Annotated in this window: 29 protein-coding genes; 17 read left to right on the top strand and 12 right to left on the bottom strand. The window is 69.0% G+C overall.

The annotated features are described in order from the left end of the window. Positions 1-5 precede the first annotated feature (5 nt). On the bottom strand, positions 6-1,091 hold the full coding sequence (locus AC0KTM_RS15875; RefSeq protein WP_225329469.1) for a glutamate--cysteine ligase: 1,086 nt from the start codon (positions 1,089-1,091) through the stop codon (positions 6-8). Between the two features lie 32 nt (positions 1,092-1,123). Beyond that, positions 1,124-1,561 (bottom strand): anti-sigma factor antagonist, encoded by a 438-nt coding sequence (locus AC0KTM_RS15870; RefSeq protein ID WP_238956345.1) that lies wholly within the window; start codon positions 1,559-1,561, stop codon positions 1,124-1,126. 153 nt (positions 1,562-1,714) lie between these two features. Here AC0KTM_RS15870 and AC0KTM_RS15865 point away from each other — a divergent pair, with 153 nt between their 5' ends. Continuing rightward, on the top strand, positions 1,715-2,332 hold the full coding sequence (locus AC0KTM_RS15865) for a TetR/AcrR family transcriptional regulator (RefSeq protein ID WP_472416096.1): 618 nt from the start codon (positions 1,715-1,717) through the stop codon (positions 2,330-2,332). Here AC0KTM_RS15865 and AC0KTM_RS15860 read toward each other — a convergent pair whose 3' ends face one another. Continuing rightward, complete coding sequence (locus AC0KTM_RS15860; RefSeq protein WP_472416095.1) at positions 2,333-3,010, bottom strand: DedA family protein; 678 nt, start codon at positions 3,008-3,010, stop codon at positions 2,333-2,335. It abuts the gene before it with no gap. A gap of 313 nt (positions 3,011-3,323) precedes the next feature. Here AC0KTM_RS15860 and AC0KTM_RS15855 point away from each other — a divergent pair, with 313 nt between their 5' ends. Next, complete coding sequence (locus AC0KTM_RS15855) at positions 3,324-4,385, top strand: NAD(P)H-dependent amine dehydrogenase family protein (protein ID WP_472416093.1); 1,062 nt, start codon at positions 3,324-3,326, stop codon at positions 4,383-4,385. A 167-nt stretch (positions 4,386-4,552) separates the two neighbouring features. Beyond that, the gene (locus tag AC0KTM_RS15850) at positions 4,553-5,371 is read left to right on the top strand and encodes an IclR family transcriptional regulator (protein ID WP_472416091.1); all 819 of its coding nucleotides are present in this window, start codon (positions 4,553-4,555) and stop codon (positions 5,369-5,371) included. On the opposite strand, the gene phtC is transcribed toward AC0KTM_RS15850, so the two are convergent. The 5 genes from phtC to AC0KTM_RS15825 are packed head-to-tail and all read right to left on the bottom strand — an operon-like array spanning position 5,368 to position 8,977. Then, the gene (phtC, locus tag AC0KTM_RS15845) at positions 5,368-6,090 is read right to left on the bottom strand and encodes a 3,4-dihydroxyphthalate decarboxylase (RefSeq protein ID WP_225329475.1); all 723 of its coding nucleotides are present in this window, start codon (positions 6,088-6,090) and stop codon (positions 5,368-5,370) included. The two genes, AC0KTM_RS15850 and phtC, sit on opposite strands and share 4 nt — an antisense overlap. Further along, on the bottom strand, positions 6,087-6,890 hold the full coding sequence (gene hcaB, locus AC0KTM_RS15840) for a 3-(cis-5,6-dihydroxycyclohexa-1,3-dien-1-yl)propanoate dehydrogenase (RefSeq protein WP_225329476.1): 804 nt from the start codon (positions 6,888-6,890) through the stop codon (positions 6,087-6,089). The genes phtC and hcaB overlap by 4 nt, the downstream gene beginning before the upstream one ends. Further along, positions 6,874-7,119: a dihydrodiol dehydrogenase gene (locus tag AC0KTM_RS15835; protein ID WP_225329477.1), complete on the bottom strand. Its 246-nt coding sequence runs from the start codon at positions 7,117-7,119 to the stop codon at positions 6,874-6,876. The genes hcaB and AC0KTM_RS15835 overlap by 17 nt, the downstream gene beginning before the upstream one ends. Continuing rightward, complete coding sequence (locus tag AC0KTM_RS15830) at positions 7,116-7,634, bottom strand: 3-phenylpropionate/cinnamic acid dioxygenase subunit beta (RefSeq protein WP_225329478.1); 519 nt, start codon at positions 7,632-7,634, stop codon at positions 7,116-7,118. Before AC0KTM_RS15830 ends, AC0KTM_RS15835 begins: the two co-directional genes overlap by 4 nt. Then, entirely contained in the window at positions 7,631-8,977 is a 1,347-nt protein-coding gene (locus AC0KTM_RS15825; protein WP_472416088.1) for an aromatic ring-hydroxylating dioxygenase subunit alpha, read from the bottom strand. Before AC0KTM_RS15825 ends, AC0KTM_RS15830 begins: the two co-directional genes overlap by 4 nt. Before the next feature lie 275 nt (positions 8,978-9,252). Here AC0KTM_RS15825 and AC0KTM_RS15820 point away from each other — a divergent pair, with 275 nt between their 5' ends. From AC0KTM_RS15820 to AC0KTM_RS15800, 5 genes are read left to right on the top strand one after another with little or no spacing between them, the layout of a single operon-like run. Then, entirely contained in the window at positions 9,253-10,224 is a 972-nt protein-coding gene (locus AC0KTM_RS15820; protein ID WP_225329480.1) for a Rieske (2Fe-2S) protein, read from the top strand. After that, positions 10,221-10,706 carry a hemerythrin domain-containing protein gene (locus AC0KTM_RS15815; protein WP_472416086.1) on the top strand — a complete coding sequence of 162 codons (486 nt, stop codon included), beginning with the start codon at positions 10,221-10,223 and terminating at the stop codon, positions 10,704-10,706. The genes AC0KTM_RS15820 and AC0KTM_RS15815 overlap by 4 nt, the downstream gene beginning before the upstream one ends. A 28-nt stretch (positions 10,707-10,734) precedes the next feature. Beyond that, positions 10,735-11,502 carry a protocatechuate 3,4-dioxygenase subunit beta gene (gene pcaH / locus AC0KTM_RS15810; RefSeq protein WP_225329482.1) on the top strand — a complete coding sequence of 256 codons (768 nt, stop codon included), beginning with the start codon at positions 10,735-10,737 and terminating at the stop codon, positions 11,500-11,502. After that, positions 11,495-12,067, top strand: coding sequence for a protocatechuate 3,4-dioxygenase subunit alpha (pcaG, locus tag AC0KTM_RS15805; RefSeq protein WP_238956335.1), 573 nt, complete (start codon positions 11,495-11,497; stop codon positions 12,065-12,067). The genes pcaH and pcaG overlap by 8 nt, the downstream gene beginning before the upstream one ends. Next, positions 12,064-13,290: a lyase family protein gene (locus AC0KTM_RS15800; RefSeq protein ID WP_238956334.1), complete on the top strand. Its 1,227-nt coding sequence runs from the start codon at positions 12,064-12,066 to the stop codon at positions 13,288-13,290. Before pcaG ends, AC0KTM_RS15800 begins: the two co-directional genes overlap by 4 nt. A 10-nt stretch (positions 13,291-13,300) precedes the next feature. Here the strand turns inward: AC0KTM_RS15800 and AC0KTM_RS15795 are convergent, their stop codons facing one another. From AC0KTM_RS15795 to AC0KTM_RS15785, 3 genes are all read right to left on the bottom strand, one after another. After that, on the bottom strand, positions 13,301-13,564 hold the full coding sequence (locus AC0KTM_RS15795; protein ID WP_225329485.1) for a hypothetical protein: 264 nt from the start codon (positions 13,562-13,564) through the stop codon (positions 13,301-13,303). A 181-nt stretch (positions 13,565-13,745) separates the two neighbouring features. Next, complete coding sequence (locus tag AC0KTM_RS15790; RefSeq protein WP_179960355.1) at positions 13,746-13,958, bottom strand: hypothetical protein; 213 nt, start codon at positions 13,956-13,958, stop codon at positions 13,746-13,748. A gap of 187 nt (positions 13,959-14,145) precedes the next feature. Next, positions 14,146-14,985 (bottom strand): class I SAM-dependent methyltransferase, encoded by an 840-nt coding sequence (locus AC0KTM_RS15785; RefSeq protein WP_472416084.1) that lies wholly within the window; start codon positions 14,983-14,985, stop codon positions 14,146-14,148. Between the two features lie 159 nt (positions 14,986-15,144). Between AC0KTM_RS15785 and fdxA the strand changes: the two genes are divergently transcribed. The 6 genes from fdxA to AC0KTM_RS15755 all read left to right on the top strand — a co-directional run bounded on the left by fdxA (position 15,145) and on the right by AC0KTM_RS15755 (position 18,691). Then, the gene (fdxA, locus tag AC0KTM_RS15780) at positions 15,145-15,501 is read left to right on the top strand and encodes a ferredoxin (RefSeq protein ID WP_472416082.1); all 357 of its coding nucleotides are present in this window, start codon (positions 15,145-15,147) and stop codon (positions 15,499-15,501) included. A 132-nt stretch (positions 15,502-15,633) separates the two neighbouring features. Beyond that, on the top strand, positions 15,634-16,260 hold the full coding sequence (locus tag AC0KTM_RS15775) for a helix-turn-helix transcriptional regulator (RefSeq protein ID WP_225329502.1): 627 nt from the start codon (positions 15,634-15,636) through the stop codon (positions 16,258-16,260). Then, positions 16,257-16,682 carry a hypothetical protein gene (locus AC0KTM_RS15770; protein WP_472416080.1) on the top strand — a complete coding sequence of 142 codons (426 nt, stop codon included), beginning with the start codon at positions 16,257-16,259 and terminating at the stop codon, positions 16,680-16,682. Before AC0KTM_RS15775 ends, AC0KTM_RS15770 begins: the two co-directional genes overlap by 4 nt. 54 nt (positions 16,683-16,736) lie before the next feature. Beyond that, positions 16,737-17,081: a cupin domain-containing protein gene (locus AC0KTM_RS15765; RefSeq protein WP_225329489.1), complete on the top strand. Its 345-nt coding sequence runs from the start codon at positions 16,737-16,739 to the stop codon at positions 17,079-17,081. 6 nt (positions 17,082-17,087) lie between these two features. After that, the gene (locus AC0KTM_RS15760) at positions 17,088-18,029 is read left to right on the top strand and encodes an NAD(P)H-dependent flavin oxidoreductase (RefSeq protein ID WP_238956332.1); all 942 of its coding nucleotides are present in this window, start codon (positions 17,088-17,090) and stop codon (positions 18,027-18,029) included. A 203-nt stretch (positions 18,030-18,232) separates the two neighbouring features. Then, a complete protein-coding gene (locus tag AC0KTM_RS15755; protein ID WP_238956331.1) occupies positions 18,233-18,691 on the top strand; it encodes an Rv2617c family stress response/phage resistance protein in 459 nt (152 codons plus the stop codon). Positions 18,692-18,694: 3 nt separating this feature from the next. Here AC0KTM_RS15755 and AC0KTM_RS15750 read toward each other — a convergent pair whose 3' ends face one another. Beyond that, a complete protein-coding gene (locus tag AC0KTM_RS15750; RefSeq protein WP_225329492.1) occupies positions 18,695-19,195 on the bottom strand; it encodes a DUF1990 family protein in 501 nt (166 codons plus the stop codon). Positions 19,196-19,252: 57 nt separating this feature from the next. Between AC0KTM_RS15750 and AC0KTM_RS15745 the strand changes: the two genes are divergently transcribed. The 3 genes from AC0KTM_RS15745 to AC0KTM_RS15735 are packed head-to-tail and all read left to right on the top strand — an operon-like array spanning position 19,253 to position 22,119. Then, complete coding sequence (locus AC0KTM_RS15745) at positions 19,253-20,137, top strand: aldo/keto reductase (RefSeq protein WP_472416078.1); 885 nt, start codon at positions 19,253-19,255, stop codon at positions 20,135-20,137. An 11-nt stretch (positions 20,138-20,148) separates the two neighbouring features. Continuing rightward, entirely contained in the window at positions 20,149-20,802 is a 654-nt protein-coding gene (locus AC0KTM_RS15740) for a PaaI family thioesterase (protein ID WP_255642143.1), read from the top strand. 60 nt (positions 20,803-20,862) lie between these two features. Next, positions 20,863-22,119 carry an amidohydrolase gene (locus AC0KTM_RS15735; RefSeq protein WP_225329495.1) on the top strand — a complete coding sequence of 419 codons (1,257 nt, stop codon included), beginning with the start codon at positions 20,863-20,865 and terminating at the stop codon, positions 22,117-22,119. Position 22,120: the final 1 nt, after the last annotated feature.

Here is a 22,120-nt window from a genome sequence, read left to right as displayed (position 1 = left end):
GTTATTCAACTCAGCGTGGCCGCGGCCGCCTCGGCGATGACGTCGCTCACCTCGCCGCGTCGGCGCCATGCCCGCAGTTGCCGCATCGCCCCGTTGCCCCGTGTCGCGACGCGGTCGAGTTCGTGGACGACGTGCTCGTATTCGCCCAGCGACTCGAGCGCCGGGCGCACCCGTTGCACCAGCACTCCCAGCTGCTCACGCGCCGGCACCGCCCCGCGGCCGTGGATCAGATCGAGTGCGTGCCCGGACAATCCGTCGTGGGCGGCCTTCCAATACGCCGCACGCAGCGCGCCGGGCGGCAGCCGCCGGGCGTCGTCGGGCGAGTCGAGCGCCGTCATCACGGCGGCCCTGATCAGGGTTGCAAGTAGCACGGTCTCATCGACCGTGGCGGGCACGTCGGCCACGCGCACCTCCACCGTCGGGAACTCCGCCGAAGGGCGCACGTCCCAATAGATCATGTCCTTGTCGAGGATCACCCCGGTGTCGACCAGCATGCGCACCGCGTCGTCGTATTCGTCGGGCGAGGTGAAAAACGGCGGCGCTCCGGCGGCGGGCCAGCGCCGCCACAGCACGCTGCGCCAGCTCGCGTAACCGCTGTCGGCGCTGCGGTACACGCGCGAATTGGCCGACAGCGCAAGCAATGACGGAAGCCACGGCCGCAACCAATTGCTGACATGGATGGCCGCGGCACGGTCGGGCACCTGCACGTGCACGTGGCATCCGCAGATGCCCTGCTCGTGGGCGACCATCCCGAACTCGTCGCCGATGCGGCGGTAGCGCGGGGTGTCGGTGACCGGAAACTCGTGCGGGGTGGCCGGCGGAAGCCCGCAGGCGAGCAGTTGAAGGCCGACGGCCTGCGCGGCCTGCGCCGCGGTGCGCCGCAGTCGGCGCAGCTGCTCACCGAGTTCGGCGGCGGTCGCCGCCACGTCGGAGGTGGTTTCCACCTGGCAGCTGCTCAGTTCCAGCTGCAGCGTGACGCCGCGCCGCTCAGCCTCCGCCGCCACGGCGGCGTTGCGCGGGGACGGCTCACCGGTTCGCGGGTCGACAAGGAGGAATTCCTCCTCGGCACCGACGGTGGGATGGCCGCTCATTCAGCCGATTACGGCCGAGCAGCGCCGTGTGGTTACCAGCGTGCGGCCGCGGACAACGCGGAGTCGACGGTGGGGTAGATGGGCAGCACGCCGCTGAGCCCGCACGCGTCGATGATCCGAGCCACGATCGGCTCGCAGCTCACCAGCCGCAGGTCGATGCCGCGCTGCTGGCAACGTTTCGCCTCTTCGGCGAGCACCGAGAACGCGCAGCAGCCCATGAACTCGAGCCCGGTGACGTCGACGACGAACGGGCCGGGCGCGGTGACGACGCCGGCCGCCTCGCTGACCAGATGACGCCAGGTGTGCTCGTTGCACGCGTCGATCTCACCGCCCGCGTAGATCAGCACCGCAGGCCCGCTGCGATCGGCGGTTGCGCGCAGCGTGCTGTGGGGATCGCCCAGCTCATAGACCAGCTTGGTGCTCAGCATGAGGTGAGTGGTGGGCAATTGTTCCGCAATAGCTGAGTTCATGGTGGACCCCCTAATCGACCGGCGTCCGAGACGCCGCGAGGATGCCCGTCCTATTGTCTGAAGACCGACTGTTCGCGGATGCGAATCTCATTTGTATAACGAGACAGGGAGGTCTGTCTACGGGTCCGGGGCTAAGAGTACGGTAAGGCCCGTATGACCACTTCCGATGTCGGGACGCCCGCGCCGTCGGCGCGTGAACGCGTGCTGACCGCGGCGTATGAGCTGTTCAGCCGCCGCGGCGTCCGCGCTGTGGGCACCGACGAGGTGATCGCGCGGGCCAGCGTCGCCAAGGCGACGTTATACCGCCATTTCGCCACCAAGACCGACCTGGTGTTGGCCGTGCTGGAGCGCCGCGAGGAGCTCTGGACGCACGGTTTGATCGAGGAGCAGTCGCGGCAGCGGGGCACCACCCCCGAGGAACAGTTGCTGGCGATCTTCGACGTCATGCACGACTGGTTCCAGCTCCGCGACGGATACGAAGGCTGCTCGTTCATCAACGTGCTGCTCGAAGTCGGACCGGACCATCCCGCCGGACGGGCCTGCATCACCCACATCGACCACGTCCGCGACATCGTGCGCCGCCGCGCGATCGCGGCGGGGTTGACCGACATCGAGGACTTCGCCTCGTCGTGGCACATCCTGATGAAGGGCGCCATCATCCTCGCCGCCGTCGGGGACCTCGACGCGGCGAAACGCGCCCGCAGGATGGCCCGCGCCCTGATCGACGAACACCGGCCGCCTCTGGTGGCGGACACCGGCGAGGCCGTTTAGTCAGACCGTGCCGGGCGCTGTGGTGGTTTCCGTGGCGCCGGCCTTGTGGTGATGCTCGGCCTCCAGTTCCGCGATCGCCCGTGATGTGCGCTCGCGCAACAGGATTGCCGCGGTGAGCCCGGCCACCACGGCGACCACCAGCCCGATCCACGAGAACCGCTCCAGCCAGCGTTCGGCCGCGATCCCGGCGAAGTACACCAGTGCGGTCGTGCCGCCCGCCCAGCAGATCGCGCCCGAGACGTTGGCCGCCAGGAACCGCGGGTAGTGCATTTTCAGGGCGCCCGCCAGCGGCCCGGCCAAGATCCGCAACAGCGCGATGAACCGGCCCAGGAAGACCGCCCGGACGCCCCACCGGTTGAACAGCCTCTCGGCAAACGCGACGTGTCCGGGGCCGAAATGTTTCGGGAACCGCCGGCCGAGCCGGGCGAACAGTGGCATGCCGAACCGGCGCCCGATCGCGTACCCGATCGAATCTCCGACCACCGCGCCGATCACGGCGGCGACGCCGACTCCGATCGGATTGACGGCCAGCTCATGATGCGACGACATCAGCGCCGCGGTCACCAAGATGATCTCGCCGGGCAGCGGAATGCCCAGGCTCTCGACCCCGACCACACCGCCGACCACCAGGTAGACCGCGAGCGGCGGAATCGAGTGCAGCAGGGGCTCCACATTCATGCGTCAAGGATGCCTGACCGGCCCGCAATCCGCGGCACAAGGTGTGCGTTTCAATCCGCTTGGGGCGCGCAGACCCTGCAATCGCGGGCCGGCGTCAGCGGCGGCGCTCACGAAGCCGAGAGCAATGGCGCCGAACCTTGAAATCCAGCCGTGGATGCCCTACTCTCCCGAATGAGAATGACATTCTCGCTGCGCGTGAATGCATTCTCGGGCGATCGTCGCCCCCGACGACGCGCCCGCTCCGTTGCCGAGAGGACACCCCTACTTGGAGGCCCGATCAGGCGACGGGCGTCCGTGCTATCCGAAGGAACCCATGAACAAGCTGCGCGTCATCCAGTGGACCACCGGCAAGGTCGGAAAGCTCAGCATGCGAGGGATTCTCGACGACCCTCGACTCGAACTGGTTGGGGTGTACGCGTATTCGGAGGACAAGGCGGGCATCGACGCCGGACCGTTATGCGGCAGACCCCAGACCGGCGTCCTTGCCACCACCGACATCGACGCCCTGATCGCCTTGGGCGCCGACACCGTCCTCTACACACCGTTCATGGCCGACCTCGACCACGCCGTCCGCCTGCTCGAAAGCGGGCTCGACGTCATCAGCACGAACCTGTTCCTCAACATCGGCGGGATCCAGGGCGAAACAAAGGACAAGCTGGCCGCGGCATGCGAGCGCGGGGACAGTTCGCTCTACATCACCGGTGTCAATCCGGGCTGGATCAACACGATGGTGACGGCGATGACCGCCGTCTGCCGCGACGTCCAGAAGGTATCGATCATCGAATCGGCAGACGTCTCGGTCTACGAGTCGGCTGAAACGTGGCAAGCGTTGGGTTTCGGGCTCCCCGAGGCGACACCCGAAGTGATCGGTCTGGCGAAGTTCGGGTTCACCACTTTCGCCGAGTCCGTTCAGCGCATGGCGGTTGCACTGGGATTCGAGGTCGATGACATGGAGTTCGTCATCGACCACCAGACTGCCTCGGAGGAAGCCGATCTCGGGTGGTTCTGCATGAAGAAGGACACCATCGCCGCAATCCGTGGTGGCTGGAACGCCAAGGTGAGGGGCAAGACCGTCTTCGAGTCGCGTGTCGCCTGGTATCTCACGAAGAAACTCAACGGAGACTGGGAGTTTGACGACGACCACTACCAGGTCGTGATCAAGGGTGAGCCTGAGGTGCGGACCCGCATCCGCTTCATCCCACCGGAGCACTGGGGCAACCACGAATGGGACACCATGACCGCGATGCCGGCGGTCAACGCGGCCCTCAACGTCGCCGCGGCCCCCGCCGGCATTCTGACCCTGGAAGATGTGGGCTTGCCCTGCGCTCCCGCCGGGATCTGGTTGGACACCAGGGCAACTCGCCCTCAGGGCTGAATGATGGGTCTCCCGACAGGCGGCGGGGGATTCGGTGACCCTGGGCTGATGGGCGGGGGCAATCGGCCGACTTTCTGTGTGCCCGACGGGCAGCCGTGACTCCGGGCTTGGCGTTGCGACCGCTGCGAGTGCGGCAATCCCCACCCCGCCGGGGGTACCGTCATGCCATGCAGAAAAAGCGTGAGCGCGCCGCGGGGGATGCCGCCGCCGCGGCGGCGCCCGCCGATTCGCTTGCGCCGCAGTATCCGATCGAGTCGGTCGACAACGCGCTCAAGCTGCTCTTGCTGTTGGGCGAACAACCCCAGATCCGGTTGAGCGAGGCCACCCGCTATCTCGGCGTGGCGTCATCGACGGCGCACCGCCTGCTGGCGATGCTGGCCTACCGCGGGTTCGTCCGGCAGGACCCGGTGTCCAAGGCGTACCTGCCCGGGCCGTCGTTGACCGGGGTGGCGTTCGCGATCTTCGGACGCATCGACATCGCGCGATCCGCCGCACCCATCATGCGCGGCCTCAGCGAACAGCTGCGCGAAACGGTGCACGTCGGAATGCTGGACGGCGCCAGCGTCCGCTTCGTCGCCGCCGTCGAGGGGCCGGCTGCGGTGCGGGTGGCGTCGCGGCTGGGCCGCGCCATGCCCGCGCACTGCACCTCGACGGGCAAGGTGATGCTGGCGCAGTTGTCGGCACCGGAATTGCGTGCGCTGCTGCCGCGCGAGCGGCTCGAGCGCATCACCCCCCATTCCATCGGCAGCCGTGCCGAGCTGGAAGCCGAGCTGTCCGGTATCCGCGAACGCGGCTACGCCACCAACCGGGAAGAAAGCGAGGAGGGCGTCGCGTCGGTCGCCGTGCCCATCCCGACGCGGGCGCCCGGCCTGCGGCTCGCGCTCAACGCCGCCGCACCACAAAACCGGCTGGACGCCTCCCGATACCCCGCGGTGGCCGCCGCACTTGTCAACGCCGCCAAGGAGATTGGCGAGCAGCTCGGCTAGTGATCCGCGAGCCGCGCCACTTCGTGGCGCCAGGCCGCCTCGGCGGTGAACGCGGGCCCCAGATCCGGCAGGTCGTCCCAGTCCGCGTCGTCGATGTCGCGCAGCGTGCCGCCGGCCGCGCGCACCCGCAACGACATCCGGGCCAGCGCGTCGACGCTGATCGCCTGCAGCACCGCCTGCGGCACCGTGGCGGCGGCGCTGGTGATGCCGTGCCCGCGGCAGATCACCACGGGCGCACCGCGCATGGCCGCCACCATTTCCTTGCCCAGGCGCGAATCCCGGATCAGCACGGCGCGTTCGTAGACGGGGACACCCCCGCGCGCCAGCCAGGCGCCGGGAATGTCGAAGGCGCCGTAGATCGGCCGGATCGTGATACCAGCCAGGTCGGCGGCGACCACCGCCGGCGGGTGCAGGTGCGCGACGGCCGCGTGCTCCGGATGGGCCAGCATCGTTTCGACGTGGATGGGCAGTTCGTTGGGCACCCGGTACCCGTCGAGTTCGCCTGGGGCGCCAGCGGTCCCGTCGAATCGGACGAGCCGGATGTCGCCGGGCCGGGTGAACGCCACGCCGGTGTCGGTGTCGCTGCGGCAGCGCACCAGCAGGCGGTCGTCGTCGACCCGCAGGCTCAGGTGGCCGAGGATGCCGTCGACCAGGCCGCGGGCGGCCGCGACGCGGCAGGCCTGCGCTATCGCGGCGCGCTGCTGGTCCAGGTCCGTCATCGCGGCGCGCCCAGCCCGAATCCGCCGTCGGGGCGCACGGTTTCGCCGGTGATCCCGCGGGAACGGTCGGACGCCAGGAACACAAAGCTGGACGCGTGGTCTTCGCCGGTGAGCGCGACGTGCAGGGGAGTGCGCGCCGCCACCTCGCGGGCCCGGCCGGGGCTGTCGTCCAGGCGGGTGTCGCCCAGCCCCAGGCTGGCGAGGCCGCGCAGGTCGGTGTTCAGTGTGCCGCCGGGCGCCACCCCGTTGACCCGGATCCGCGGCGCCAGCTCGTGGGCCAGCGCCGAGACCAACCCGCGCACCGCGAATTTCGAGGAGACGTAGAGCGCGCCGCCGCGCCCCGGATAGAACGACGAGGCGGACTCGGTCAGCACGATCGAGGACCCGCCCGAACCGCCGGCCCGTTGCAGCGCCGGGATCGCCGCCTTGACCGACTGCGCATGGCTCAGCACGTTGGTGCGAAACATTTCGTCGAACGCGCCGGGCAGGTCGTCGGGCTCGATGTCGCCGATGCCCTTGTAGAAGTCGAAGATTCCGACGCAGTTGACCAGCGTGTCCAGGCCGCCGAAGGCATCCACCGCGGCGGTGACAGCCCGTTCGTTGGCCTCGTACGTGGTGGCGTCGCCCTCGACCACCGGCACGTCGGGCAGCTGCGCGCGCAGCGCCGCGCACTTTTCCCGATCACGTTCCAGCGCGGCGACTTTCGCGCCCTCGTCGCGGAACGCGTCCACCACGGCGCGGCCGATCCCCGAACCGGCGCCGACGACCAGGGCGCGCTTGCCCTCAAGCCAGCCCGTCATCGCGCTCCTCGGGGTCGTCGGGTAGCAACGGCGCGTAGGAATTGCCGACCATGGCAGCCAGCGTACGGGGATTCTGCCAGGTCAAGGCCTCCACCTCGAGCGCGTCGAGGGTGATCGACTGCCCGGATCTGGGGGCGCTGATCTGCAGGCGTGACCCGTTGCGGGTGTCGACCCGGCGCACCACGACCTCGGTGAACTCGTTGGCGATCGTGATGGGTTCGTCGCTCATAGGAACACCGCCAGGTTCTGCATCCGTAGTACCGACTCGTCGGCGAGGATGGTGCGGCGCGCCAGCTTCCAGCGATCGCCACACCGGCGCAGCACGTCCTCGCGCCCGCAGGACAGCAGGGCGCCGTCGTTGACGTCGCCGCGGCTGCGAAACAACAACTCGGCCGATTCGACGACGAGGTCGTCGGGGTCGTCGCACGCGAAAGTGCGCACGTTGGTGATGAAGTGCCGCAGCCGTGACGGCGGGTCCTCGGCCCACACGTGCTCGGTGCCCATCCGCGCGACCCGCTGGCTCAGCGAGTACTTGTCCTCGTCGAAGTGCGCCATGCCGGGGCTGGTGTCGAACCCGGCGCCGCGCGCGGTCGTGACCCGCACCGGCATGGTGTAGCGGACGTCGTCGGTCAGCGTGTCCAGCCACGCCTCATACCGCTGGGCGTCGAGCAGGTACGCCTCGTCCACCAGGAACTGGTGCGCCTCGAGGTGCCGAGGGTCGTTGAAGGGCAACGGTTTTCTCATGCGCCGGCCTTCTGCAGGTAGTCGGCCCACATGGTCACCCACGCGCGCTGGTTGTGTTCGTTGTAGCCGACCTGCGCGCGTCCGGGGCCGTGAAAGGCGCTGGGCGGCAACGCCTCGACGACGGGGCGGTCGTCGGCGAGCAGGCCCATCCGGCTGTTCAGCAGCAGCCGCCGCGCCATCGAGCCACCCGCGGTGGTGGTCAGCGAGACCCAGTTCTCCACATCGTCCTGCTCGAACATGCCCGTCGACCCGAAGCACATCAGGTACGCCTTGTACGAATCCTGTTTGTACTGCGGGGGAGCGGCGGAGTCCACGGCGAACCACGAACACACTTCGGTCTCGTTCTCGCTGATGGGCTGCCATAACCGGATGGAGATGAACGGCAGCACCTCGTCATCGCGATCGCGCACCTTGGGCCAGTTGTGTACGAAGCTGAGGTTCGGAAAGCAGGTCGCGGCCGAGATCATGAACCCGTCCTCGCCGACGACCCGCTGCTGTTGCGGTGTCCACACGTCTTTGATCCGGTCGATCATCTCGGTGGGGTAGCCGACGTAGCGCATCCGCTCCTCGAAGCTGCCGGGCGGCAATTTGTAGGTGGTTCCTCCGCCGCGGTGCGCCCAATAGGTGGCGCCGTCCTTGCGCTTCTGGGCTTTCGGCTCGCGGAACAGGCCGATGTCGACGATCGACGCGTGGGTGTGCGGGGTGTGGTACATGTCGCCGGCGAAGTTCTCCGCGCCGATCTTCCAGTTCGCCTTGATCCGCCAGCGCTGTGGCCCCCGCACCTCGACGCCGCCGGCGCTTTGTTTGGTGTAGTAGTCCAGGTAGAACCTGAAGTCGCCCAGGAAGTCTTCCAGCGGTTCGGCGAACGCGTCGAGGCTGATGAACAGCAGGCCGTTGTAGCTCGCGAAATTCGGTGCGGGCAACAGGGCTTGGTCCTTGGCGAACCCCTCGTCACCACCGTAGGCCTCCCGGTGGAACGGCAGCCCGGTGAGGCGGCCGTTGTTGCGGTAGGTCCAGCCGTGGTAGGGGCAGCGGAAGTTGGAGGCGTTTCCCATCTCCGCGCGACAGACCTGCATTCCGCGGTGCAGGCACATATTGAACAGGGCCCGCACGGTGCCGTCCGAATCGCGCGTGATGATGAACGAGTCGTCGAGGACCCGGCGCACCACGTAGTCGCCGTCGTGCGGGATTTCGGACTCGTGTCCCACGAACGTCCACGCCCGGCCGAACAGCCGTTCCTTCTCCAGCGCGAACAGTTCTTTGTCGTTGTAGATGTGCGCGGGGATCATCCCGCGGCGCACGTTGTCGAAGACCCCGACCAATTCGTCGCTGTGGTCCCTCATCAAGATCCTCTGTTCTCAAGAAATACTCTCCGCTCAGTAGAATCCCGCAGTCTTCGACGCCGGTCAATCGCCGGGGCGATCGGGTCGGCGGGTGGCCACCAGAATCCTTGGGGCCGATTCACAGGTTGCACACAATTACAAGCCGGAAACCCCCGGCTACGGTGGGTCACGGCAGCCGTTCGACGTATGTGAGCGCGGAGTAAACTCCGGGTAATCGTTCGGTTTTGCGGTTATTAACCGTTGTTTTTCACTGATTTGAGGAAAGGCGGGGCGCCATGGTGGGTCGGCCACGAGGGGGTCGATTGCAGCGGGTTGGATCGAAGGTTCTGGCCGTTATCGGGCGCCAGGAGTGGATGGATCGACCGAGCTATCGGTTCGAACACCTGCTCAGCTTCGCCTACAACGGGCTGGGCGGCGCCCGCAACACCGTCACCAACGCGCTCAACGGAGTGTGGCTCGGGCACCCGGTGCACCCGCCGCTGGCGTCGCTGACCAGTGGCGCGCTCGGCACGACGGTGGCGCTGGACGCGCTCAGCGTGCTGCCGGGCCAGCCCGCCTCCGAGGTCGTCGACGCCTCGCGATTCGCCTCCCGCGCCCTCGGGGTCGGCATCCTGGCGAGCCTGGGCTCGGCCGTCACCGGCGTCACCGACTGGCAGCACACCCACGAGGAGGACCGCCGGGTCGGCGCGGTGCACGGCCTGTTGAACGTGGCCGCCACCGCGCTGTACATGCAGTCGTGGTGGGACCGGCGCAAGGGGCGCCACGGGCGAGGCATCCTGCTCACCGCGCTGGGCTACGGCATCACCGTCGCCGGCAGCTACCTCGGCGGGGCGCTGGTCTTCGACTCCGGCATCGGCATCGACCAGTCTGGTCCGCGGCTGCGCACCTCCACCTGGACGCCGGTCCTGCCCGCGAGCTCGTTGAACGGCAAGCCGGTGCGCGTCGAGGTCGACGGGGTGGGCCTGGTGGTCTGTCAGACCAAGCCCGGTGAAGTCGCGGCGTACGGAGAATTCTGTCCCCACCTGGCCGCCCCGATGGCCGACGGCTGGATGGACCGTGGCCGGTTGGTATGCCCCTGGCACGGCTCATGGTTCGCGGCCGAGTCGGGCGACGTGGTGCGCGGTCCGGCGGCAGCGCCGCTGCCGTGCTACGAGGCCAGGTTGGTCGACGGAGTGGTCGAAGTCCGCGGCGAGCAGCAGCCCGCTCCCGGCGGCGCGGTCGGAATCGCTAAAGGAGGAGCCAATTGAACGCCTACGAGGTTCTCAAGGAACACCACATCGTGCTCAAGGGTCTCGGCCGCAAGGTCAGCGAGGCGCCGCTGAATTCCGAAGAGCGCCATGCCCTTTTCGACGACATGCTGATCGAGCTCGACATCCACTTCCGGATCGAGGACGACCTGTACTACCCGGCGCTGCGCGCGGCCACCAAGCTGATCGCCGTCGCGCACGCCGAACACCGCCAGGTGGTCGACCAGCTCTCCGTGCTGCTCAAGACGCCGCAGAGCGCCCCGGGCTATGAGGACGAGTGGAATTCATTCAAGACGGTCCTGGAGGCGCACGCGGACGAAGAGGAACGGGACATGATCCCGGCTCCTCCGCAGGTGAAGATCACCGATGCGGAGCTCGAGGAGTTGGGCAACAAGATGGCCGCCACCATCGAGCAATACCGCGGCTCCGCCGTGCACCGCCTGCGGACCAAGGGCCGCGCGGCGTTGATCCGCACCCTGTAGGGGACCATCGAGAGTAGCGTCACGGCTCATGGACGCCGGGTGTGTCGCTTCTCAGGCCGACATCACGGCGGAGATCGCCCGCATCGCAGCGCAATACCCGGGCGCCGCCGGGGGGTCGCACGGGCAGCCGCGGCTCGACTACCCGCCGTACCGCAGCACGACGCTGCGCCATCCGAAGCAACCCCTGGTCGCCGTCGATCCCGAAGGGGTGGAGCTTTGGGCGCCGTGCTTCGGCCCTCAGGACGTCGACCCGCTCGACGCGGACCTGACGGCCGGGCATCCGGGGGAGCCGCTCGGGGAGCGCGTCGTGGTGAGCGGACGCGTCCTCGACGACGGCGGCCTGCCGGTGGCGGGTCAGCTGGTCGAGATCTGGCAAGCCAATGCCGGCGGGCGCTACCGCCACCAGCGTGACCAGCACCCGGCCCCGCTCGACCCGAACTTCACCGGCGCGGGCCGCTGCCTGACCGGGCCGGACGGCTCGTATCGGTTCCTGACCATCAAGCCCGGCCCGTACCCGTGGCGCAACCACCACAACGCCTGGCGCCCGGCGCACATCCACTTCTCCGTCTTCGGAACCGCTTTCACCCAGCGCCTGGTCACCCAGATGTACTTTCCCGGCGACCCCATGTTCGAGCTGGATCCGATCTTCCAGTCGATCCTCGATCCGGCCGCACGGCAACGACTGATCGCCCGCTACGACCACGACCTCACCGAGCCCGAGTACGCGACCGGGTACCGGTGGGACATCGTCCTGGCCGGCGGCGCGCCCACCCCCACCGCGGGTGCGCATGACTGAAACAGCGTGCACGCCAGGGCAAACGGTCGGTCCGTTCCTCGACCTGGGATTGCCGTACCCCGGTGACAGCGAGCTGGTCGACCACGCCCATCCGCAGGCCATCCGGCTGCACGGCACGGTGTACGACGGCGGCGGCGCCGTGGTCCCCGACGCGTTGGTCGAACTCTGGCAGCCCGACAGCGCGGGACGCATTGCGCGGCAGTCCGGTTCGCTGCACCGCGACCATGGGGCACCGGTGTCGTTCACCGGCTGGGGCCGGTGCGCGACCGACGGCGCCGGACGTTACGCGTTCACCACCCTGACCCCCGGTTCGGTGATCGACGGGCGGCCGCCGTTCTTCGCGCTCACCGTGTTCGCGCGCGGGCTGCTGAACCGGCTGTTCACCCGCGCCTACCTACCCGGCGCCGACCCGGACGCCGATCCGCTGCTCGCGGCCGTCTCCGCCGAGCGCCTGGCCACGTTGCTCTGCGCCGCCGAAAACGACGGCGCCACATACCGTTTCGACATCCACCTGCAGGGCCCGGCCGAGACGGTGTTCCTGGAGTACCGGGCGGACACGCGATGACCAACCTGCTGTGGCCCGGGGACCATCGAGCCGGCGAGCACATGACCGACGAGGCCCTGCTGGGCTCGATGGTCGCCGTGGAATCCGCGTGGCTGAGCGCCCTCGCGGGCGCCGGTCTGGCGCCCGCCGACTGCGCCGCCGCGGACCTGTGGAACCTGGTCACGCACAACGATTGTGCGACACTCGCCGTTACCGCCGAGGACGGCGGCAACCCGGTCATTCCCCTGGTGACGCTGCTGCGCCAACGCGCCGAGCCCGCCGTCGCGCCGTGGATCCACCGCGGACTCACCAGCCAGGACGTCCTGGACACCAGCCTGATGCTGGCCACGCGCGCCGCCGCCGACGAGCTGATCACGCAGCTGAGAGAGCAGATCTCCGCGCTGTCCGAACTCGTCGCCCGGCACCGGGCCACGCCGATGGTGGCCCGCACCCTCACCCAGCACGCCGCGCCCACCACCTTCGGCGCCAAGGCCGCCGGCTGGCTGAACGGGGTCGTCGACGCCGTCGAACGGGTCGCCACGCTGACCACGCCCGTCCAGATCGGCGGCGCGGCAGGGACCTTGGCCGCCACCACGGAGCTGGCGGCGTTGCTCACCGGCACCCTCGACCCGGCCGGGGTGTCGGCCGGCCTCGCCGCGGACACGGCAACCGCGTTGGGCCTGCAGCCGCGGCCGCCCTGGCACACGGCCCGCGCGCCGATCACCGCGGCCGCCGACGCTTTCGTCGGCTGCACCGACTGCTGGGGCCGCATCGCCTCCGACGTCGTCACGCTGGCCCGCCCGGAGATCGGCGAACTCAGCGAGCCGGTAGCCGACGGCCGGGGCGGCTCGTCGTCCATGCCGCACAAGCGAAACCCCGTGCTGTCCATCCTGATCCGCCGCGCCGCCCTGGCCGCGCCACCGCTGGCCGCGACCCTGCACACCGCCGCGGCGCTGGCCAACGACGAGCGTCCCGACGGGGCCTGGCACGCCGAATGGGACACCCTGCGCACCCTGGCCCGGCGCGCCGTCGTCGCGGGATCCCAAACCGCCGAGCTACTGAGCGGACTGGCCGTCCATACCCAGCGCATGTCCGAAAACCTTGATGCTGCAGATGTTTTGGGCGAGCAGCAAGCGGTCGCCGAGCTGGCGGGTCGAGCGCCGTCACCGACCTACTTCGGCGCCGTCGACCGGCTGGTCGACGACAGCCTGGGCCGCGCCGCGCGGGTACTCGCTCAGCGCTGACGGGCGATTTTCAGTCGGCCACCGCGATCTCGATGGACAGGCACTCGCCCAGGGCGTGCGCCGCGGCCCAGTCGCCGCCGCACACGGCGCGCTCGAGTTCGTCGACCAGCGGGCTGTCGGCACCCAGGTCGGCCAGCCACGCCGACACGGTCGCCGTGATCTGATGAGCGGGCACCCGGGCGACATGCCCGCGGTGCAGCCGGTCGGTCAACTGGTAGATCGTGGCCGTCGGCCTGCGCTGTGGCCAATGAACCATCCATTTCGGTGAATTCATCGTCCCCTCCCCGCTAGCCTCAACGACTCATCCATCCCAGGCGGCACGTCTGGCTCTAGGCCGCAATAGTACGTCTGTACCAATGCGTGGGTTGTCATTTCGGCCGTCAAAACTCGAACTTTTTCGCGGTTTTTGTTCATCGCCGTCGCCTACCTGGTTCTGCAGCAGAAGAGCAGGCCGATCAATGCCGCGCCAATGAGGCACGGCCCGCCCGGGACATGATGCGTTGCAAGACGTTGTGGGACAGGTCGCCGTCGTTGGCCACCCTGGCGAGGCCACGTCGCCTCAGGAACATGTCGAGCCGCCGATCCGGCGACCAATCGGCGTAGATGGAGCCGAGGTAATGCGACTGCAGGAAATCCGACGCCAACGCGTCGAGGTCGGAATCCGTCAGCGACGGCGGGCTAGCACCCATAGCCGGCAAGCTCCTTCGTTCTCCCCACACTGCCGCAGCCAAGTTACGTCAGAGGGCGTCACTAAACCGTCACGCAGAGATTGCGGAACGGGCCCAAAGTCGGAACCCGCTGTCAGAAGCGGCGCAACGGCGAACGAGGGAGGCCGTCCTCAAGCCCTGCGGGGCGCTAGCCGGTGGCCGATGCCGCCGGCTTGTGGGCGACGATCGCGACGGCGGCCAGTTGCTTGCGATGCTTGCGGAACGTGCGGCGCATCGCCAGCACCCGCTTGCGGGCATCGGGGTGCAAAAGCACGTTCCTGGCGAAGCGCAGCGCCCCGACAAGACCCTCGTCGGAGACCAGCCTGCGGGGCTGCAGCAGGGCCATCGGGGCGGTGGTGACGTTGTCGACCACCAGTCCGTGCTCGGCGAGCAGCTTCGACCACTCGGCAATCGTCAACGGGCGCGCGTTCACCTTGATCGAACGCGCGAGCGCCTGCCGGATGTCGGTGCTGATCTCCTCCGACACCGTGTCCGGGGTGAGGGCGAGTTCGTGGATCGCGTAGCGGCCCCCCGGGCGCAGCACGCGGGCGGCCTCGGCGACGATGGCGTGCTTGGCCGCGTCGCCCTGCATGGTCAGCATCGCCTCTCCGATGACGACATCGCTGCTGGCGTCCGGCAATCCGGTCTCGGCCGCGTCCGCCACCCGCACGGCGGCATTTTGTGCACCGAGATCGGAAAGCACGCCGCGGACCATGTTGGCCGCGTCCGGGTCGCCCTCGGCGCCGACGTAGGACCGTGGCCCGCGGGCGACGATCTCGGTGGCGGTACGGCCCAGGCCCGGCGCCAGCTCGACGACGTCGGCGCCGTTCAGCTCCGCGCGGGACAGCAGGGTGCGGGTCAGCTCGACCCCGCCGGGGCGCAACACGCGCTTGCCGAGCCGCGCCAGCAGCCAGTGGCCGGCGACCGCGCTGTCATCACGGCGCGATGCCGGCAGCGGGAGTTCGGAACCTGCTCGTTGTCCTGGCATCAGATCTCCTGTGGGGCAGCGCTTTGCGGTGACTCCGGGACCAGCTCGAGGTGTCCATGGCGCACCGGGGGTGGGGTGTCGACGAGCTTAGCGGTGGCTTTCACTGTTCTCCGAGCTCAAAGCTAATTATTACAAGATATGTTGTGTAAACTCTAGCCCATGACCTACGTGATCGGGAAGCCATGCATCGATGTGATGGATCGCGCGTGCGTCGACGAATGTCCCGTGGATTGCATTTACGAGGGCGGCCGGGCGCTCTACATTCATCCAGACGAGTGTGTCGACTGCGGTGCGTGCGAGCCGGTTTGTCCGGTGGAGGCGATTTACTACGAAGATGACCTGCCTGAGGACCTCAAGCCGCACCTCGCCGATAACGAAGCATTCTTCGCTGAGACGTTGCCGGGCCGCGACGAACCCCTGGGGTCCCCGGGCGGGGCGGCCAGGGTCGGCCCGCTCGGCGTTGACACACCGCTGGTGGCGGGTCAGCCCAGTACCGTTCATTCGGACGGGGCATGAAGGACGAGCAGTGTGAGGGATCCGGTGAAGACCCAGAAGACGCAGAAGCCCCAGAAGGCCCGGCAGGTCGAGAAACTCCAGGAGCTCCAGGGCTCGGTCCCGGGCGAGTCGGCCGGCCGGCGGCGCGCGGTGATGCGGCTGCTCCGCGCCTCGCCGCAACCGATGAGCATCGCCGGGATCGCCGACGAACTCGGGGTGCACCCCAACACCGTCCGCTTCCACCTCGACAGCCTGGTCACCGACGGGCAGGTCGAACACGTCGAGCTGGACCGCAAAGGACCGGGGCGCCCACCGCTGATGTTCCGCGCGGTCCGGCAGATGGATCGCGGCGGCACGCGGCATTACCGGCTGCTGGCCGAGATCCTGACCATGGCCTTCGCCACCGAGCGTGATCCCGGGCCCAAGGCCCTCGCCGCGGGCCGCGCCTGGGGGCGGAAGGTCGACGCCGAGCTGCATGCGCCGGCCGACGCCCCCGCCACCACCGAAGAGGTCATCGCCCGTCTGATCGAGGTGCTCGACGAACTCGGCTTCGCGCCCGAGCGCCGGGTGGTCGACGGAGAGCAACAGGTCGGACTGCGGCACTGCCCGTTTCTGGAATTGGCCGAAAACCGGTCGAGTGTCGTGTGTCCGGTGCACCTCGGCCTCATGCAGGGAGCGGTCGAGACGTGGGGGGCGCCGGTCTCGGTGGACCGGCTCGACTCGTTCGTCGAGCCGGATCTGTGCCTGGCTCACCTGACGCTGCAGGGGGCGGCCAAATGAGCACCGGAACGGCGATCGCCGTCGCGCTCACCTTCGTCTGGCTCGGCATGGTGCTGGCCATCTCGTTCCTGGAAGCCCCGCTGAAGTTCCGGGCGCCCAACGTGACGTTGCAGATCGGGCTCAGCATCGGCCGGCTGGTCTTCCGCGCGTTCAACACCGTCGAGGTGGCCTTCGCGCTCGTCATCGGGGCGATCGTGATCGCGGGCCCCACCCCGGGGGGCGTCATCGCGGCGATCGCCGTCGCCGTCGCCGCGTTGGCGGTCCAGCTGGTCGTCGTGCGGCCCGCATTGACCCGTCGTTCCGACCGGGTGCTGGCCGGATCGGACGGACCGCGCTCCCGTGCCCACTACGGCTACGTCGCGCTGGAGGCGGTCAAGGTGGCCGCCCTGATCGCGGCGGGGATACTGCTACTGAGCGGTTAACCACCAACCCCCAAGGCCGTTGGTGAAAGGCCTTGCAACTACGAAGGACTCACGATGGATTCCATTTCGTTGACCGACCTCGCGTCCGAAAAGCTCGCCGAGGCCAAACAGTCGCACAGCGGGCGGGCCGCGCACACCATCCACGGCGGACACAACCACGAGCTTCGGCAAACCGTGCTCGCCCTGCTGGCCGACCACGACCTCTCCGAACACGACAGCCCCGGCGAGGCCACGCTGCAGGTGCTGCACGGCCACGTGCGCCTGACCACCGGCGGCGACGCCTGGGAGGGCAAGGCCGGCGGATACCTGGCGATTCCGCCCGAACGCCATGCCCTGCACGCGATCGAGGACTCGGTGGTCCTGCTGACCGTGCTGAAGACCATCCCCTCGGCGCACTAGCCGCCGATGCTCTCGACGCCCTGGGCAGCGAGCTTCGGTCTGCGGGCACCCATCGTCAACGCCCCGATGGGCGGGGTCGCCGGCGGCCGGCTGGCCGCGGCGGTCACCGCGGCCGGTGGTCTGGGCATGGTCGGCATGGGCAGTGTCGCGACCCGCGAGCTGCTGGCCGAGCAGTTACAGCACGTCGACGGCCGGTTCGGCATCGGCCTGGTCGACTGGGTGATGCGCAACGAGGCCGGGCTACTCGAGGATGCGCTCGCCGCGCGGCCCGCCCTGTTGTCGGTCAGTTTCGGAACCGACTGGTCCTGGGTCGCCAAGGCGCATGACGCCGGAATCCCCACCGTCACACAGGTTTACGACAGCGACGGGGCGCGGAAGGCGGTCGACGCCGGCGTCGACGTCCTGGTCGCTCGCGGCTCCGAGGGCGGCGGGCACGGCGAGGTCAAGCTGGGCCTGCTGCCGCTGCTGGACGCCGTCCTCGACGCCGTCACGGTGCCGGTGCTGGCCGGCGGCGGCGTCGCCTCGGCGCGCAGCCTGGCCGCCGTGCTGGCCGCCGGCGCCAGCGGTGCGTGGGTGGGCACCCGCCTGTCGGCCTGCCCGGAGGCGCTGACCGGCGACGCCGGCCGACGGGCCCTGGTCGCCGCCAGCGAAACCGACACCGCCGTCACCCGGGTCTTCGACGTCGCCAAGGGGTTGCCCTGGCCGGCGCGATTCCCGTCGCGGGTGCTGGCCAACGACTTCGTCGAGCACTGGACGGGCCACGAGGAAGCGCTGGACCCGGGCGCCTGCGAGGAGCTGGCCAAGGCGATCGCCGCCGGGGACTGCCGGATCGCGCCCGTGGACGCCGGTCAGGGCGTCGGGATGATCCGCGACGACGCCTCGGTGGCCGAGGTCATCGACGAGATGTGCACGGGCGCGGCGAAGTTGCTGTCCGGCTGGGGGCCATAGACCGGGCATAGCCGCGGGCTATCCACGCCCCGGCGCCGGCACGACGCATCGGTCCCGCCCCGGGCAGAGGTGGGCGTCCGGGCCGTCCGGGGCCAGCGCCGCCGATCAGCGGTTCCCTCGCCATTTCTAACAGACAAAATGCTTGACGGTACAGTCTGCCGGTTCTACCGTTCAAAATATTATTCGTTAGAAATGGAGGCACCATGAGCACCAGACACGTCGGCGCGACGACCCCGACGCTCGCCGAGCAGTTGCGGGACCCGGCGTACTCGGCCTACCTCGCGCTACGCACCGTGTTCACGATCGCGCCGATCGTGTTCGGGTTGGACAAGTTCTTCAACCTGCTGACCGACCCGCATCACTGGAGCATGTATCTGGCCGGCTGGATCGACGACCTGGTACCCGGAACGGCCGATCAGTGCATGTACCTCGTCGGGATCATCGAGATCGTGGCCGGCGTGGTGGTGGCGGTGGCCCCACGCGTGGGTGCCTGGGTGGTCGCGGCCTGGCTGGCCGGGATCATCATCGACCTGGTCACCGGGCCCGGCTTCTACGACGTCGCGCTGCGCGACTTCGGGTTGTTCGTCGGCGCCGTCGCGCTGGCCCGCCTGGCGCAGGGCGTGCACAGCGGCAGCGTCGGGGGCGGCGTCACGGCCCGGTAGCCGTCACACCGCCCGCAGGTAGCGCTTGGCGATGAGGCGCTGGGTCACCCGCACCACGGGCCCGCCGGCCTTGCTCCACCAGGTCGCGGGGCGGGAGAACGCCGACACCTCCGCGTAGACCGCGGAGGTGATCGGGTCGTGACGCACCACGAAACGTTCCTCGCCGGACTCCGGGTGGCCCGGCAGGGTGCCGTAGCCGAAGCCGCGGATGTCGGGTTCGTCGACGACGTACACGACGCGGCAGGGCGCGGGCAGGAAACCCATCCGCACCACGACCACCGCGTCGACGACGGCGACCTCGGAGCTGGCCTGCACGCGCAGCCCCGAGCCGGTCTGCATGCCCCAGCGCATGACGGCGTCGGCGGCCTGCTCGAAACGCTGCCGGCCCGTGCCGATTTGGCGCGCGGCGTGTTGATGGTCGTATCCCGCGGGCAGCTCGCCGCCCGCCGTCGCACCCACTTCCGGATAGGTCAGCGGGAGTTCCTCGAGCGCTCGTAGGTCCACGTGTTCAGCTTGCCACGCCCAGGTGCGGGACGGCGTTCGGCGAGTACGGTCGGAGAAGTGACCGCACAAAAATCGAAAACCGTTGCCGGGGCGTCCGGAACATTCACCCTCGGTGGAGATCTGACCATCAACCGACTCGGCTTCGGGGCGATGCGTCTGACCGCGAAGGGCGTGTGGGGCCCGCCCGACGACCGCGACGAATGCGTCCGGGTCGTGCGCCGCGCCGTCGAGCTCGGGGTGAACTTCATCGACACCGCCGACTCCTACGGCCCGTACTTCTCCGAGGAGATCATCCACGAGGCGCTGCATCCCTATGACGGCCTGGTGATCGCGACCAAGGCGGGGCTGCTGCGCACCGGCCCGGACATCTGGATCCCGTTGGGCAATCCCAGTTATCTGCGTCAGGAATGCGAGCTGAGCCTGCGTCGGCTGGGCGTGGAGACCATCGACCTGTTCCAGCTGCACCGCATCGACAAGAACTTCCCGCTCGAGGATCAGGTCGGCGAGCTGCTGACCCTGAAGAACGAGGGCAAGATCCGCCACATCGGCCTGTCCGAGATCAACGTCGACCAGCTCGGTGCGGCTCAGAAAATCACCGAAATCGTCTCGGTGCAGAACATGTACAACCTGTCGGCCCGCGACGCCGAGCCGCTGCTGGACGCGGTGACCGAACAGGGCATCGGTTTCATCCCGTGGTTCCCGCTGGCCGCCGGGCCGCTGGCCGCCCCCGACGGGCCGCTGCAGCGCATCGCCGCCGAGCACGACGCGACGCCGTCACAGTTGGCGCTGGCGTGGTTGCTGAAGCGGTCACCGGTGATGCTGCCGATTCCGGGGACGTCGAAGGTGGCGCACCTGGAGGAGAACGTCGCCGCCGCCGAGATCACGTTGTCCGACGACGAGTTCGAAACCTTGTCGGCCGCCGGCGCCCAGCAGACCGGCTAGCCACCACGCGGATGCGCGCGCCCGGCGGGCAATACGGTGTGGTGGTGGCCGAACATCTGCGACACCCCGGCGGGGGATTCAACCCGCCCGAACCCACCACCAAGGGTGGGCCCGACTACGGCAGGTTCATCGACGCCGTGCGCACGTTGCAGGATCACGCCCGCGCCGCCGACGCCCCCGACGAGGTGATCACCGAGGCGGCCGACCTGCTGGAGAAGGTGTCGGCATTGTTGGCGCCGTACGACGCCGACGAGTGGGCCTCCCCATCGGGCCGCCGGATGGACCTGCCGATGCGCGGCAACATCCTGACGATCCCGATGCAGGCCCGCAAGGGCGACGACGGCCGCGTCCATGGCGAGGCCCGCTTCGCCCGGTTCCATCTCGGGCGCAACGGCGCCGTGCACGGCGGCGCGCTGGGGATGCTGTTCGATTCCATTCTGGGGTTGAGCGCCGCGGTGCTCACCGGCAACCCGCGGCAGCGCACCGCCTATCTGAAGATCGACTACCGTCACATCGTCCCGGTGGAGAAGGAACTGCAGTTCGAAGCGGGGGTCGACCGCGTGGAGGGGCGCAAGATCTTCGTGTCGGGCCGGTTGACCGACGGCGAGCGCCTGCTGACCGAAGCCGACGCGCTGTTTGTGCGGCTCAAACCCGGACAGCCCTGAGAGTCGTTTGCCCGCAAGGCTTTTCATGAAGCGTCGCCGCACACAGGGAGGACCGAAACGATGAACAGCGAATCGGCGGTGCTCGCCGGTCTGGACGACGTCCGTGGCTGGCAGGAGGACCTGTATCGCGATCTGCACCGGCATCCGGAGCTGTCGCACCGAGAACACGAGACCGCGGCAGCGGCGGCGCAACGGCTGCGCGACTTCGGCTATGAGGTCCACGAGGGCATCGGCGGAACGGGCGTCGTCGGGATCCTACGCAACGGCGACGGACCCGCCGTGCTGCTGCGCGCCGACATGGACGCGCTGCCGGTGGCCGAGGACACCGGTCTCCCGTACGCGAGCGCCGTCACCGCCACCGATGCGGACGGCCACGAACGGCCGGTGATGCACGCCTGCGGGCACGACGTTCATGTGACCTGTCTGCTCGGCGCGGCCTCGCTGCTCGCCGGGGCGCGTGCGCACTGGCGCGGCACGGTGATCGCGCTGTTCCAACCCGCCGAGGAAGTCGGCGACGGCGCGCGGCGCATGGTCGACGACGGGTTGGCGAAGTTGGTCGGTCATGTCGACGTCGCCCTGGCCCAGCATGTCCTGCCGGTACCGGCCGGAAAGGTGGCGACGCGATCCGGACCCGTCCTGACGACCGCCGACAGCATGCGGATCACCGTCTACGGACGTGGTGGGCACGGGTCGATGCCGCAGGCGGCCGTCGACCCCGTCGTGCTCGCCGCCATGATAGTGATCCGGTTGCAGGCCGTCGTTTCGCGGGAGGTCGCGCCCACCGACGCCGCGGTGTTGACGATCGGCAGGATCGAGGCCGGCGCCAAGAGCAATGTGATCGGCGACCGCGCGCTGCTGGAACTGAACCTGCGCACCTACAGCGACCGGACCCGCACCAGAATGCTCGACGCGATCCGGCGCATCGTCACCGCCGAATGCCAGGCATCCGGATCCCCGAAGGAGCCCGAATTCCAACTGGTGGACCACTTTCCGACCACCGACAACGATCCCACGGTCACCGAACGGGTGCGTGCCGCGTTCGACGGCTTTTTCGGCGACCGGGCGTGCGAGCTTGCGGCGCAGACCGCGAGCGAGGACTTCAGCGACATCCCCAATGCGCTCAACGCCCCCTACAGCTATTGGGGCATAGGCGGAATCGATCCCGACGTCTATCGCAACGCCGATGCGGCGGGCCGCGTCGCCGAGGACATTCCCGTCAACCATTCCCCGCGGTTCGCCCCGGTCATCCAGCCGACCCTCGACACCGGCACACAGGCGTTGACGGTCGCCGCGCTGGCCTGGCTGGCGTCAACTTAGC

This window comes from Mycobacterium sp. NTMscope_Eco_3 (assembly GCF_976985685.1).
Note: the sequence above shows the minus strand (reverse complement) of the source record. Positions and strands in the feature narration are given on the sequence as shown.